This window comes from Xanthomonas arboricola pv. juglandis, assembly GCF_001013475.1.
GTDB classification, from domain to species: Bacteria; Pseudomonadota; Gammaproteobacteria; order Xanthomonadales; family Xanthomonadaceae; genus Xanthomonas; species Xanthomonas arboricola.
The window spans coordinates 187,342-202,144 of the sequence record NZ_JZEF01000006.1; the positions used below are offsets into that span (position 1 = coordinate 187,342).

The 14,803-nt window shown below is 65.9% G+C and carries 9 protein-coding genes; 2 read left to right on the forward strand and 7 right to left on the reverse strand.

The window, feature by feature from the left end; all coding sequences use genetic code 11:
* Positions 1 to 6: 6 nt before the first annotated feature.
* Positions 7 to 1,005, reverse strand: a complete 999-nt coding sequence (locus tag XARJCFBP2528_RS24020; RefSeq protein ID WP_248802058.1) for a DNA-binding protein — start codon at positions 1,003 to 1,005, stop codon at positions 7 to 9.
* 162 nt (positions 1,006 to 1,167) lie between these two features.
* Here XARJCFBP2528_RS24020 and XARJCFBP2528_RS20065 point away from each other — a divergent pair, with 162 nt between their 5' ends.
* Complete coding sequence (locus XARJCFBP2528_RS20065; RefSeq protein ID WP_047125037.1) at positions 1,168 to 2,214, forward strand: Kelch repeat-containing protein; 1,047 nt, start codon at positions 1,168 to 1,170, stop codon at positions 2,212 to 2,214.
* 150 nt (positions 2,215 to 2,364) lie between these two features.
* On the opposite strand, the gene XARJCFBP2528_RS20070 is transcribed toward XARJCFBP2528_RS20065, so the two are convergent.
* From XARJCFBP2528_RS20070 to XARJCFBP2528_RS20095, 6 genes are all read right to left on the reverse strand, one after another.
* Positions 2,365 to 3,402 carry an SMP-30/gluconolactonase/LRE family protein gene (locus tag XARJCFBP2528_RS20070; protein ID WP_016903432.1) on the reverse strand — a complete coding sequence of 346 codons (1,038 nt, stop codon included), beginning with the start codon at positions 3,400 to 3,402 and terminating at the stop codon, positions 2,365 to 2,367.
* 76 nt (positions 3,403 to 3,478) lie between these two features.
* Positions 3,479 to 4,597, reverse strand: a complete 1,119-nt coding sequence (locus tag XARJCFBP2528_RS20075) for an endo-1,4-beta-xylanase (protein WP_374057766.1) — start codon at positions 4,595 to 4,597, stop codon at positions 3,479 to 3,481.
* 116 nt (positions 4,598 to 4,713) lie between these two features.
* Positions 4,714 to 7,413, reverse strand: coding sequence for a beta-galactosidase GalB (galB, locus tag XARJCFBP2528_RS20080; protein WP_230608594.1), 2,700 nt, complete (start codon positions 7,411 to 7,413; stop codon positions 4,714 to 4,716).
* A 163-nt stretch (positions 7,414 to 7,576) separates the two neighbouring features.
* Positions 7,577 to 9,004 carry a glucuronate isomerase gene (gene uxaC / locus XARJCFBP2528_RS20085; protein ID WP_016903435.1) on the reverse strand — a complete coding sequence of 476 codons (1,428 nt, stop codon included), beginning with the start codon at positions 9,002 to 9,004 and terminating at the stop codon, positions 7,577 to 7,579.
* A gap of 41 nt (positions 9,005 to 9,045) precedes the next feature.
* Complete coding sequence (locus XARJCFBP2528_RS20090; protein ID WP_016903436.1) at positions 9,046 to 10,035, reverse strand: endo-1,4-beta-xylanase; 990 nt, start codon at positions 10,033 to 10,035, stop codon at positions 9,046 to 9,048.
* Between the two features lie 10 nt (positions 10,036 to 10,045).
* On the reverse strand, positions 10,046 to 11,554 hold the full coding sequence (locus tag XARJCFBP2528_RS20095) for an MFS transporter (protein ID WP_087962347.1): 1,509 nt from the start codon (positions 11,552 to 11,554) through the stop codon (positions 10,046 to 10,048).
* A 283-nt stretch (positions 11,555 to 11,837) separates the two neighbouring features.
* On the opposite strand from XARJCFBP2528_RS20095, the gene XARJCFBP2528_RS20100 reads away from it, so the two are divergent.
* Positions 11,838 to 14,777: a TonB-dependent receptor gene (locus XARJCFBP2528_RS20100; RefSeq protein WP_026064559.1), complete on the forward strand. Its 2,940-nt coding sequence runs from the start codon at positions 11,838 to 11,840 to the stop codon at positions 14,775 to 14,777.
* Positions 14,778 to 14,803: the final 26 nt, after the last annotated feature.

The following is a 14,803-nucleotide window of genomic DNA, read 5'->3' on the forward strand; positions in this document are numbered from 1 at the left end:
TTGCGGCTAACGTTTACCAGCTTTTTTCGCAGCACCCGATCCACTCGCCCGCTTGGCAGCGCTGCCTTTACCTGCCACTGCCATGTTGTCCACCAGATTGGGATAGGGGCGGCCTGCTGCCTTGGCGCGTTGTCTGGCCTGTGCCTTCTGCGCCGGGGACAGCGGACCTGAGCGCGAGCGACTCTTGGGGTTGGGCCTTTTCCATGGCGCAGACGTCTTGCTTGTGCCTTTCTTCGCTGCACCGCGCGTGGAAGCGCTCTTCCCGGCTGCAGTTCGGCGCGCGACCGTCTTGTTTACCGCTTTCTTCGTCGATGCTGCTTTCTTTGCAGGAGATTTCCTGGCCGCAGTCTTCTTGACTGCCTTCTTGCCGGTCGCCTTGCGGGCACCGGCCGAGGGCGCCGACTTGCGCGTCGCTGCGTTACCGGCGCTCGTTTTCTTGGTCGCGGCCTGTGTTGCCGACGGTTTTCTCGCTGGCGACGTTCCGGTTGCCTTCTTTGCGACTGCCTTCTTTCTCGCGGCCTTCTTCGGGGTGCGCTTGTCCGCGGCACTTGCATGGGCGGCGGCCGTCGTGGTCGCGCTTGCTCGTTTTCCTGCTGGGGTCTTCGCGCTCGCCGCCTCTTCCAGACGCTGGTACTGCCGTGCCGCCCAGCGCTGGCCGGCATCGCCGCCCCAGAGCAGCCAGGCAATGTAGCCGGCCGATGGCGCGCTACGGTCGGCCCAGCCCTTGCCAGTCTTGTCCACGCTGTGGCGCGCGAAGTACGCATGCATGCGCCGGATGGTCTGCGTGGAAAGCGATTTCCGTGCCGAAAGATCGCGCGCGCGCGCAACGCCGATTGCGGTGCCACCACGCCCATGCTGCTCGCGCAACCGCAGTCCGCGTGCCGCCGCGTCGGCAACTGTCTTGGGTGGTGTTGTCGAAGACGCCTGCTTTGCCGGTTTGCGTGCCACACCTTTCTCCTGTCGTATCGCGTTGCCGTAGTGTTCGCATGCGCGGTGCTGCTGCATGTGAAGAAGCCGGCAACCAGGACTGCCTAGGCAGCCTGCCGGGGGACATCACGGCAATGCGCAAGCACGCGCGACCTGGCCCTGGATCGGCCTGCTTGTGCGAGTGGATCATCGCGCGCTTGTCGCTACACTGGCCTGCCCACGCCATCGGAAGAGTGCTGCATGCGCCTGTTGACGAGCTGGTTCCGCGCAAGCCTGTTTGCTGCCGCGGTCGGCACTTTCCCCGCGCTTGGTCAGGCCACCGACAAGGCGGTGCCGGTGGCCACCTCGGCACAATCGAAGCAGGTGGCCTCCTGGCAGACGCTGACCCCGTACAACAAACCGCACGCGCGCCATGAGAACAGCCTGGTGTCGGTCGGCGATAGGCTCTACCTGATCGGAGGGCGCGACGACCGACCGCTGGACATCTTCGACACTACAACACGCCGTTGGTCCAAGGGCAGTACGCCGCCGCTGGCGGTCAGCCATGCGCAGGCGGTGGTGTCGTCGGGAAAGATCTACTTCGTCGGCGGCCTGACCGGCGACTACCCGGAAGAAGCCGCGCTGACCCACCTGTTGATCTACGACCCTGCCACCGATCGCTGGCAGATGGGCGCGGAGATTCCCAAAGGCCGTCGCCGCGGCGCGGCAGGCGCGGTGGCGCACGACGGCGTGCTGTACCTGGTCGGCGGCAATACGCGCGGCCATATGAGCGGTTATGTGCCTTGGCTGGATGCGTTCGACACCAGGACGCAGCAATGGACGCAGCTGGCCGACGCACCGCGTGCGCGCGATCACTTCCATGCAGTGGTGCTCGACGGCAAGCTGTACGCGGCCGGTGGCCGCAGGTCATCGCACGAGAGCGGCAACACCTTGGCGCAGACGATTTCCGAAGTCGATGTCTATGACATCCAGCGCGGCACCTGGAGCGTTGCCCCGGCCGCGCTGCCGACGCCGCGCGCCGGTGCCGCCGCCATTGCACACAATGGCCAGCTGCTGGTCATGGGCGGCGAGAGCACGCGCCAAGTCAAGGCGCACGACGAGGTCGAAGCCTACGACCCGGCCACCTCCACCTGGACGACGCTGGCCGCATTGCCGCAAGGGCGCCATAGCACCCAGGCCGCAGCGGTCGGCGACGCTCTGTACATCGTGGCGGGCAGCGGCAACCGCGGTGGCGGGCCGGAGCTGGATGATGTGTTGGTACTGGGTGAGGCGGAAGCCATTCGGTAAGCGACCTGGCTGCATTCGAGTCGCATCGCGCTGCTGGCTCGGAGAGAAGGCGACTTGTCATGCACGGCGATGGGTACAGCTCCATCGCGGCCAGGGCCGCTCCTACGGGAGCGGCGACTGCTGTGCAGCGGTTTGGCCGGCCAATGGGCGCTACGGCGCGAACTCCAACCCAAGCGCCTTGACCCGCACCCGCGCCAGCATCGCATGCGAGGTCATGTACAGCGTATGGCCGTCGTTGCCGAAGGCGCAGTTGGAGATGGGTTCGCCGGTTTCAATACGGCCCAGCCTGCGGCCATCGGGGGTGAACACGATGACGCCGCCGGGGCCGGTGGCGAACAGGTGGCCGTCGGCGGAGACCGCCATACCGTCGGGCAGGCCGGGCGAGTCCTTGGCGACCAGATCGGAGGCGTCGGCGAACACGCGCTTGCCGGTCACCGCACCGGCTGCGTCGAGCGTGTAGGCCATCCAGATCGGGCGCTCCGGATCGGAATTGGCCACGTACAGGGTGCGCGCATCGGGCGACAGTGCGATGCCGTTGGGAAGGCTGAGGCTGTCGTCCAGCAGGTGCACGCTGCCGTCGGTGTCCAGCCGGTAGATGCCGTTGAAGCGCAGCTCCTTGACCGGCGAATCGTTCATGCCCTTCAGGCCGTACGGCGGGTCGGTGAAGAACACCACGCCATCGCTGCGACGGACCAGATCGTTGGGGCTGTTGAAACGGTGGCCTTCGAACTGCGTCGCCAGCGGCGTCTTCTTGCGCGTGGCCGGGTCGAGCCTGGCGACGATGCGCGTGCCGGAATCGGCCAGCAGCACGGTGCCGCCCGGTTCGGCATACAGCCCGTTGGCACCTGCCTCGCGCAGCGTGGGCTGCTCCGGGCCGCTGTAACCAGAAGGCGACAGAAACACCGATAAACCTGCATCTTCAGACCAGCGATAGAGCTTGTTTTCCGGCACATCGGTGAACAGCAGATAGCCACCGTTGCGGACCCAGGCCGGGCCCTCGGACCAGGTGAAGCCTTCGCTGAGCTTCTCGATGCGCGCATCGCCAGCGACCACCTCGCTGAAGCTGCGATCGAAGCTCTGCAGATGCCCGATCGCGGCAAAGCGCGGTGGCGGCACCTCCTTCCTGGTGCAGGCGGCGAGGATTGCCAGCAGCGGAACGGCCAACAGCAGATAGGGCGGCAAGCGCATCGGTCTGTCCAGTAACGAAGTCGGGCCATGATGCCACCATGCGCGTGCAGGCCTGCTGCGCATGCCGGCAGCCCTGCTAGCGCTCGCCAGCGTGCGCGGGTACCGCCAGCACCGCATCCAGTGCCGGTTTGGGCTGGTAGTTTCGATCGAACAGCAGCGGATAGTTGGTACGGCCGGGCACGGGGTAATCGTTCTTCCAGGACATGCCATCGCTGACGCCCCACACGCTGACGCGTGCGAGCTTGTCGCGCTTGCGCCAGAACAGCGCGAACAACTCGGCGTAGCGATCGCGCAGCTGCGCCTGCACCTGCGGTGGCAAGCCCTCGCGATACGGGTCGAGAAAGCGCTTGAATTCCGGCAGCTGGAACTGCTTGTGCGCAAGCCCGGTCCCGATGACCTGGCCTTCCCTGGTCAGTGGCAACACGTCGATGTCCAGCTCGGTGATCATGACCTTGATGCCGAGCGCGGCGTAGGCATCGATGGCGTCTTCGATATCGCGCAGACTGGGATAGTTGAGCCCCCAGTGTCCCTGCATGCCGACGCCATCGATGCGGATGCCCGATTGCTGCAGCATCCTGACCATGCGCACGATGCCATCGCGCTTGCTCGGCCGCCATGCGTTGAAATCGTTGTAGTAGAGCTCCGCATCCGGTGCATAGCGGTGGGCAAAGGTGAAGGCGTTGCGCACCACGCTGTCGCCATCGCCGACACGCTGCACCCAGTTGGTATCGCGGTAACTTCCGTCTTCGTCGATGATCTCATTGACCACGTCCCAGGCCTGCACCTTGCCGACGTAGCGCCCCGCCACGCGCTCGATGTGCGCGCGCATGCGCTCCAGTTGCGCGTCGGCGCTGTTGGGCTTGCCCTGTGCATCGACGAAGAACCACTCCGGCGTCTGGTTGTGCCAGACCAGGGTATGGCCGACCACGAACATGGCGTGATCGCGCCCATAGGCGACGAAGGCGTCGGCCGCGCCGAAGTCGAACACGCCCGGGCGCGGAGCGACCACTTCGGCCTTCATCACGTTCTCGGCAGTGATGGCATTGAAGTGGCAGGCGACCAGCGCGGCAGAAGCAGCGTCCTTGCCGGAGACGATGTCAGCATTGACGGCGGTGCCGATCAGAAAGCCGTCGGCGTAGGCGTGCTTGAGCGAGGTGCTGCGGGTGTCGCAGTCAGCCAAGGCCGGCACTGCCATCACAGCGCCGATCAGGGCCAGAACAAAACGCAAGCACGCTACCGGACGCTCGTGGGTCTGCTGCATCGCCGGATTCCTGTGCAGGTACCGCAGGTAGTGCGTCATCGGGAACTCCATCACTCCACCACCACCTGCGCACTGGCGGCCTGCAAACTGTCGGAGTCCACATGCAGCGTGATGGTGCCACGCGCGCCGGGCTTGGCACGCACGATCGCCAGGCACAGCCCGTTGAACGCATTGCGCTGCGGCGCGGCGAAGGATTCCAGGTTGGTGGGATCGCCGTTGTCGGTGGCGACCAGCTCGCCCGGGCCCTCGATGCGGAAACGCAAGCGATCGCCGGCGGTCGGTGCAGGGCGTCCATCGCGATCTAGCAAACGCACGGTGATGAAACTCAGATCCTGCCCGTCGCCACGGATGCTGCTGCGGTCGGGCGTCACCTGCATGCGCGCGGCGCTGCCGGCGGTTTGCACGCGGTCGTCGGCCCAGGGTTTGCCTTCCTTGTACGCCTGCACGCGCAGCTCGCCGGGTTGGTAGACCACCGCGTCCCAGCGCAGCCGGTACTGCAGCCGGCCCTTGCGCTTGCGTCCCTGCGAGACGCCATTGACGAACAGCTCGGCCTCGTCGCCAGAGGTGAACACATGCACCGGCGTGACCTGACCCTCGCGGCCGGGCCAGGTCCAGTGCGGCAGCAGATGCGCCATCGGCAGGTCGGGGCGCCAGCGCGATTGATACAGCCAGTAGCGGTCCTTGGGAAAACCAGCCAGATCGAAGATGCCGGAGTACGAACTGCGCGAGCTGTAGTACGGCGTGGGCTCGCCCAGATAATCGAAGCCGGTCCAGACGAATTCGCCGGCGACATACCGATGCTGGTCCTGCGCCGCGAACACCTTGTCGGCGCTGGAGCCGAAGTCCACCGCATGCAGTTCGTAGGCGCTGACCTGGTGCGCGACCGAGTCGCCGCCGCGCCCATCGCGCACCGGCGCGCTGGTGTCCGGCGTCACCGGAAACAGATACACACCGCGGCTGCTCAACGCCGAGGCGGTCTCGCTGCTGAGAATGGGCTTGTGCGGGAACCTGCCATGGAACGCAAGATATTGCGGTTGTTTGCGGATGCGCTCGGTGCCTGCGAATTCCGGTGCGTCGCGGATGCCTTCGCCCTGGTAGTTGAGGCTGATGACATCCAGCGCAGCGGGCAGCGGCATCTCGGGCGAGGCGTAGTTCATCGCCACCGTGGCGGGGCGCGTGGGGTCTTCCTCATGCACGATGGCGTGCAGTGTGCGTGCGATCGCCGCGCCCTGCACGCCGGTGTACTGCTCACCGACTTCGTTACCGACGCTCCACAGGATCACCGAGGGATGATTGCGGTCGCGCCGCAGCATCGCGCGCAGGTCCGGCTCGTGCCACTGCGGGAACACCAGGTGGAAATCCAGCGGGGTCTTCTTCATCTCCCAACTGTCGAACACCTCGTCCACCACCAGCAGGCCCATGCGGTCGGTCAGCTCCAACAGCTCCGGTGCGGGCGGGTTGTGGCTCATGCGGATGGCATTGGCGCCCATCTGCTGCAGCAACTGCAGTTGCCGCTCGGCGGCGCGCAGGTTGAACGCCGCACCCAGCGCGCCGAGGTCGTGATGATTGTTCACACCGCGAATCGGCACATGTTCGCCGTTGACCAGCAAGCCCTTGTCGGCATCGAACACGATACTGCGGACACCGAACGGTGTTTCGTAGCGATCCACCACGTGCCCGTCCTGACTGACCTCGGTCACTGCGACATAGCGGTGCGGGCGCTGGGTCGGCGGCGGGCCCCACAAACGCGGGCGGTCGATCTGCGTGCTGCCCTGCACACGGGCGCTACCACCGGCGGCAACCGCAACATGTACGGCGGCAATGCGCGCGACCGGCGCGCCGCTGCGTGTGCCACGTGCATCGTCGAGCACATAGATGGCGGTGCTGATCTGCGCCTGCACCGCGCTGCGCGCGGCATTGTCCAGCGTGATCGCCAGCTGCACCTGCGCGGTGTCGGCCGACACCTGCGGCGTGGTCAGCTGCGTGCCCCAATGCGCGACATGCAGCGGCGCAGCTTTGGTCAGCCACACATTGCGATACAGCCCGCCGCCCGGATACCAGCGCGCCGACTCCGGCGGGTTATCCAGACGAATCGCCAATTGGTTGCGCGCACCAAACACCACATAGGGGCTCAGGTCCACGCGCCAGGAGCTGTAGCCATACGGCCAGCCGCCGACCAGCTTGCCGTTGAGCCAGACCGTGGCATAGGCCATGGCGCCATCGAGATCCAGAAACAGCGCGCGCCCGCGATCGCTGGCGGGGATGTCCAGGCGCTTGCGATACCAACCCACGCCCCAGCTCGGCAGGCGCCCCATGCCACCATAGGGACCATCGGCCAGGAACGGCCCGGCGATGGCCCAGTCGTGCGGCAGATCCACGCGCTCCCAGCCGCTGTCGTCGAACTGCGGCTGCACGAAGGCGACGCTGCTGCCGGGGTGGCCGGGCGGGCGTTTGTGCCGCTTCGCGGGATCTGCAATCAGGTTGTTGGCCGTGGGCAGGATCCATGGCTTGAGCACGCGGGCTGCGGCGGCATTGAGGTGCTGCGCCTGCTCGGGCTGCGCGTCGGCCACCTTGCCGTCTTCGCTGCGTAGCACGTGCGGGCGGATGTCGTAGTCCAGGATTTGCCGATTGCCTGGAGGATCGCCGCGATGGAAGCGCCACTGCGCGTTGAGCGAGACACGCTCGCGCGGCAACTGGGTCGACGCCGGTGGCGCTGCCAGCGCGGGCACCACCACGCAGATGCAAAGCATCGCGACACGCGCAAGGCGTGCGCAATCCCTGAGCGCGCGCATCACCCTCGCCTGCATGCCCGTGTGCGTCATATCGCGCCTCGCATCGACCATGCACGCATGCATGGTCGATCCGCACTACCTGCACGCGTGCAGGCATCGCCACGTGCTGCCTCGCTCAGCCTCACAGCTTGTAGGCTTGCTTGGGCAGGCGATACGCCAGATCGATCGCAACCTCGGCCGCCTCGTCCTCGTCCAGCCTGTGCTCGGCGACAAGCTTGGCGAGAAAGGCGCTGTCCACGCGCCGCGCCACATCGTGCCGCGCCGGAATCGACAGGAAGGCGCGGGTATCGTCGTTGAAACCCACGGTGTTGTAGAAGCCGGCGCTGGCCAGGGTCTGCTCGCGGAAGCGCCACATGCCTTCCGGCGCGTCATGAAACCACCATGCCGGCCCCAGCAGCAGCGACGGGTAATGCCCGGCCAGTGGCGCCAGCTCGCGGCTGTAGCTGGTTTCGTCCAGGGTAAACACGATCAGGCGCAGGCGCGGGTCGTTGCCGAACCGGTCCAGCAAGGGTTTGAGCGCTTGCACGTAGTCGGTGCGCATCGGAATATCGGCGCCCTTGTCGCGCCCGAAGGTCTGGAACAACTGCCGGTTGTGATTGCGGAAGCAGCCCGGGTGCAGCTGCATCACCAGGCCGTCGTCCAGGCTCATCGCCGCCATCTCGGTCAGCACCTGCGCGCGGAATAGCTCGGCCTGTGCGGGCGTCGCTGCGCCACGCACCACGGTGTCGAACAAGCGCTGTGCCTCATCCGGCGACAGATCGGCGGTGGCCGCACTGGGGTGGCCGTGGTCGGTCGAGGTTGCGCCATGCGCGGCAAAGAACGCGCGGCGCTGCCGATGCGCACGCAGATAGCCCTGCCAGGTCAGCACATCCTCGCCGGTGAGCGTGCCGAACTGCTGCAGCGCACCGGCAAACTGCTCGTGTTCGGGGTCGACCACCGGGTCTGGCCGGTATGCGGTGAGCACGCGCCCCTTCCAACCGCTGTCGCGAATGCTGGCGTGATGTTGCAGCGTATCCAGCGGCGATTCGGTGGTGGCAATCACCTCGATATTGAAACGCTCGAACAACGCACGCGGGCGAAATGCCGGCGTCTGCAAGGCTGCGGTGATGTGGTCGTAGTAATGATCGGCAGTGCCTGCATCCAGCCGGACACGCAGATCGAACACGTCGTGGAACACGTGATTGAGCCACAACGCAGATGGCGTGCCGCGCAACAACGTGTAGTGCTCGGCGAACACACGCCACGCCGCGCGTGGATCTACCGCTGCACGCGATCCATCCGCACGCGGGATGCCCAAGGCATCCAACGCGATGCCCTGGCTGTAGAGCATGCGGAACACATAGTGGTCCGGCACCAGCAACAACTCGGTGGCGTTGGCGAACGGCGCATTGGTGGCGAACCACGCCGGGTCGGTATGGCCGTGCGGGCTAATGATCGGCAGCGCGGCGATCTGCGCATACAGGCGGCGCGCAATCGCACGCGTGCCGGGTTCGGCGGGCAACAGGCGGTCGGCGTGCAGGGTCAGTGGTGTGGGCGTGGGCGTGGGCATAAGTCAGTCAACAAACAAGCGAAAGGTGAGTGGCACAACGCTCACGGCGTGGCGTTGCGATGTGCGGCCACGTAACTACGCAGCCAGGTCAGCGCCGGCCGTTCGCTGCCATCGGTGCGAATCAGATAGGCCGCCTCCTTGTCGCGCCACTGCCCTGGGCGAAAGCCCCACAGCGTGATGCCACGCACACCGGGATGCTCCCAGAACACCGGGAACACGCGTTGGTAGTCGGCCAGTTGCTGCGCATCGCTTGGCCCGTCCAGATCGAACTCGGTGATGTAGATCGGCAGGCCAGTTGCAGCCAACGCATCGAGATTGGCGCGATGCACCGACATCGCCACATTCGGAGTGGTTTCGAAGGCGTGCTCCTGGATGCCGATGGCATCGACCAGCTGCTCGCGCTGCAGCAACTGCACGATCTGCAGATATTTCTGTGTGGCCTGCGGGTTGTTGGTGATGCTGTAGTCGTTGATCATCAGCCGCGCACGCGGAAAGTGCTGGCGGGCGAGCCGAAACGATTGCAGCACCCACTCCCAACCGCTGGCGCCGTTGCCACCCAGCGCCTGCAGGTAATTGCCGCCGCCGGTGTCGTTTTTGCTGGGCGGGTCGTTGAGTGGTTCGTTGACCACTTCCAGCAGATCGATCTCCGGATAGCGCTGCGCCACTGCGGCAAACCACTGCTCGATCTCGCGGCGTTGCTCGGCCGGCGGCAAGGTCTTGATCCACTCCGGCTGCTGATTGCCCCATACCATCACATGCATCTGGAACGGCATGCCGTTGGCCTTGGCAAACTTGTAGGCGGTATCCAGGCCGCTCCAGTCCATCTGGTCGCGCACCGCTTCCACGCTGCCCCACTTGCCGCTGTTTTCGGGTGTGAGCTTGTTCCAGTACTGGGTGAATCCTGCCGCTTGCTGCGGGCTGTAGGCGCTGCCCAGGAACTTGGGCGCGCCGGAAGCCAGCGGTGCGGCCTGCGCAAGCGTTGCGACGTTCGCTGCCAACAACAACCCCACTGCCAGTGTGCGTAATTGCATGATGATCCCCTCAGGAAGATGCGTTGGCTGTCGGTGCGGCATCTGCCGGCAGCTGCGCCGGCGCCAAGCGTGGCACCAGCATGTGTACCACCGCCAGCGCCAGCAGATACGCCGAGCCTGCCATCAGGAACACCGGCACATAACTGCCGGTGGCCTGCAGCAGGAACCCGATGAAGGTGGCGATCAGCATGCCACCGACCGCGCCGGCAAAGCCGCCGATGCCGACCACGGTGGCGACCGCGTGGCGTGGAAACATGTCCGACGGCAGCGTGAACAGATTGGCCGACCACCCCTGGTGCGCAGCGGTGGCCAGGCCGATCAGGCCCACCGCCAGCCACAGGTTATCGGCGCGTGCGGCGAACACGATCGGCACCACCGAGATCGCGCAGATCAGCATTGCGCTCTTGCGCGCGCGGTTGACGCTCCAGCCGCGCGCGATGAAGCGCCCGGCGACCCAGCCGCCGGCAATGCTGCCGATATCGGCCAGCACGAAGATCACGATCAACGGCGCGCCCAGTTGCAACAGACTCAATCCGTATTCGGCATGCAGGAACTTGGGCAGCCAGAACAGGAAGAACCACCAGATCGGGTCGGTGATGAACTTGCCCAGCACAAACGCCCAGGCCTGCCGATGCCGCAGCACCTGCAACCACGACAGCCGCCGTTGCACCGGCTCGTGCGCATCGCTGCGGATATGCGCCAGCTCTGCCGCCGACAGGCCGGGTTGCTGCTCGGGCGGGTGATAGCTGAGCCACCACACCAGCAGCCAGGTGGCGCTGAGCACGCCGGTGAACAGGAATGCCGCCTGCCAGCCCCAGGCGGTGGCAATCAGCGGCACCAGCAACGGCGCGACGATGGCACCGATGTTGGAGCCGGAATTGAAGATGCCGGTGGCCAATGCACGCTCGCGACGCGGGAACCACTCGGCCACCGTCTTCAGCGCAGCGGGGAAGTTGCCGGACTCGCCCAACCCGAGGAAGAAGCGCGCAATCGCAAAGCCCACCACGCTGGTGGCCAGCGCATGCCCCATCGCCGCCAGGCTCCAGATGCCGATCGCCAGCGCATAGCCGACGCGCGTGCCGAAGCGGTCGATCACCGCACCGCTGCACAACAGGCCCAGCGCGTAGGCGGCCTGGAACGCGGTGACGATATAGCCGTACTGGATTTCGTTCCAGCCGATCTGCGTCTGCAGAAACGGCGCCAGCACGCCCAGCACCTGGCGGTCGACATAGTTGATGGTGGTGGCGGCAAGCAGCAGTGCGCAGACGCGCCAACGCATGCGGCCCAGGCGCGCCAGCGTGCCGGCAGCGGCAGCCGCTTGCGGCAACTCGCTCATGTGCGCGGGCGCCATAGCGCTGCTGGACGCAGCCTGCGATGGGCAATCGCGCAACGGCCACAGCAATGCGCTGCCACGTGTCGCGTGTGGCCCGGCCTCTGGCTGCCGTGTTCTTCGGTTCGATTCATCGAGCACTGCACCTGCACGAAGGTGGCCTTGCGCCACGGGTGATAGCGCTACCATTACCATGCTGCTGGGCAAAAACCATCGCGCAGTGCAGCACGCCAGTGCGCCATACGCGGCCAGCATCATTCCGATCAGCGCCACTGTCGCAGCCGCCGCGATGCCTTCCGTCGCCTATGCTGCCCTGCAGCGTGCTGTTCTGAATTTGGTAGCGCTAACATCGGCCACCGCTGATCGCCCGTCTCCCCCATCGCACCATCGCCGCGCCGCTGTTCGGCAGCGGCACTCCCTGCGCAGGGGCGATGCGTGGGACATCTGCTCACCTGTTAGGGAAGGGATTACGGTGAAGAACAGTTACGCACAAACCGCGTTGTCCTGCGCGTTGGGGTCCATCCTGCTGGGCATGACCAGCACCGCCGCCTGGGCACAGTCCAGCGACGCCGACAGCGCTGCCCCTGCACAACCGCCCGCGGCCGCCGCTGCCAACGGCGATGCGGTGACCCAGCTCGACACCGTCACCGTCTCCGGCTACCGGCGCAGCATCCAGTTTTCCACCGATGCCAAGCGTGACTCGGTGGGCTTTGCCGACACCGTGTTTGCCGAGGACATCGGCAAGTTTCCGGACATGAACATCGCCGAGTCGCTCAACCGCATCCCCGGCGTGCAGCTCTCGCGCGACGTCAATGGCGAGGGCCTCAACATCGCCATCCGCGGCCTGGGCACCAGCTTCACCAAGACCACGCTCAACGGCGCCAGCATCGCCACCGCCTCGATCGGCCTGAACGCGCAGAACCAGAACCGCGAAGTCGATCTGAACCTGTTTCCCACCGAGTTCTTCACCCAGCTCACGGTCAGCAAGACGCCCACCGCCAGCATGCTCGAAGGTGGCGTCTCCGGCGTGGTGGACATGCGCAGCGCACGCCCGTTCGATCGCCCCGGCGTGCACTTCACCTATCAGGCACAAGCCGACTGGAACAGCACCAGCGAAAAGACCACCCCGCGCGGCGCCTTCATGGGTAGCTGGACCAACGAGGAAGGCACCTTCGGCGCATTGCTGGGCGTGGCCTCGGTGCGCGGCAAACTGGGCGTGCGCGGCTTCGAGAGCGTGGGCTGGACCAACCCAGGCCTGACCTACACCCAGTGCGGTCTCACCCCGCCTGCGGGCACGCCGGCCACCAATCAACCGGCCGCCTGCAACGTCAATGGCGGCGGCAACTGGCGCATTCCCGATCGCGTGCCGGCCACCGCCGGCAGTGGCCTCACCACCGGCGAGACCATCGATGCGGCGTGGTTGCTCGCACGCAACCCGGGCCTGAGCATCGACCAGATCAGCGACGCCTTGATTCCGCGCCTGGGCCGCAGCGTCTACATGAATGGCGACCGCGACCGCGATGCCTCGGTGATGTCGCTGGAATGGCGCCCCTCCGACAGCATGCATTTCTATCTGGACACGCTGTATTCCGAGGCCAAGCGCACCACCGAGCGGATCAGCATGAATCTGATCGGCCGCAACGGCAACATGATCCCGCTGGGCATGCAGCTGGATCAGAACAACGTGGTCACCAGCGCCACGTTTGCCAATGCGCAGTACTTTCTGGAAGCGCGCCCGTATCGCGAAGAGGTCAAGTTCTGGAGCGTCAACCCCGGCGCGGAACTGTTGTTCGGCGCCGAGCAGGACATCAAGCTCAATGTGCAGGCCAATGCCACGCGCAGCTGGCTGGATCGTGAGTCGCCCAGCATCCTGGTGACCTCGCCGTTCACCACCGTCGACTACCGCAACGAGGGCGGCGACCGCCCGTCGATCAGCAGCCCGCTCGATCTCAACGACCCCAATCTGGGCTGGGGCTGGAACGGCGGCCGGGTCAATATCCAGAACGAAAAGCGCGTGACCGAAACACGTGGCGGCCGCGCCGACCTGCAGTTCGGCGAAGACAAGCGCAACATCAAGATCGGCGCCGCCTACGACCAGGCCGAGCGCACCATTCGCGGCTTCGACAACAGCATCGCCTGGGAGCAGGTGGTCTGCCGCGGCGGTGGCGGCAACGTGTGTAACGGCGGCCCTGGCTCGGCGGTGCCGAATGCGGCCCTGGCCGGCTATCTGCGGCCCGGCCCGGACGGCTTTATCACCGCCGATTTCAACCGCTTCCTCGGCGACACCAATTACTACGCGCTACGCGATTCCGCACCGGAAACCAACTCCGCCAACACCGGCGCCTCGGCCGGCGGCATCCGCGAAAAAAACTGGGGTTTCTACATCGAAACCAATGCAGAAACCGAAGTGTGGAACCGCACGCTGCGCTTCAACGCCGGCGTGCGTTACGTGACCACCGACCAGACCATCACCGGCCCGGTCACCATCAACGGCATCCGCCGCATCCAGGTGCTGGATTCGGACTACAAGGAAACCCTGCCCTCGTTCAACGCCGCCTGGGATGTGGCCGACAACGTGGTGCTGCGCCTGTCCAGCTCGCGCACGCTCACCCGGCCCGACCCCAGCGCGATGCTGCCCAACACCAACTTCAGCGACCCCTCCGCGCAAACCGCAACCCAGGGCAATCCCAACCTGGCGCCGTATCTGTCCACCAACGTGGACTTCGGCGGCGAGTGGTACACCGGCGGCGAGGGCTATGTGGGCCTGACGCTGTTCAACAAGCGCATCAGCGGCTTCACCGTCAACGGCGTGCGGCGCATTCCGTTCAACGACCTGGGCGTGCCGTACGAGAGCCTGCTGCCGATCCAGCAAGCCGGCCTGGACCAGCGCGGTGGCCCCAATGCCGCCACGGTGGACGTGCAGACCCAGGTCAACGCCGACGGCGTGCTCAACATCCGCGGCACCGAGGCCATCTGGGTGCAGCCGCTGGACAAGCTGGTCGACGGCATGGGCTTCAGCGTGAACTACACGCACGTTACCCAATCCTCGGAAGGCGAAGGCATTCCCGCAGTGGCGGTCGGTGTTGCGCCGAACCTGTGGAACGGCACCGTGTACTGGGAAAAAGACGCCGCCTCGGTGCGCCTGTCCTACACCTGGAACGACGACATGGTGATCTCCGGCGCCAACCAGAACGGCATCCCGTATGCACGCCTCAACGCCGACGCGCGCGGCCAGCTGGATCTGTCGGCCAGCTACACGCTGGAATCGTTGCCGTCCAAGCCGCAGATCACCCTCAACGTCACCAACCTCACCGACGAACCCCTGCGCACCACCTACGCCTGGCCCAACGCCACCTACGATCTGTACGAGCCCGGGCGCACCGTCATGCTCGGCATCCGCGGTACCTTCTAGGAGTGGCTATCAACACTACTGCGCTA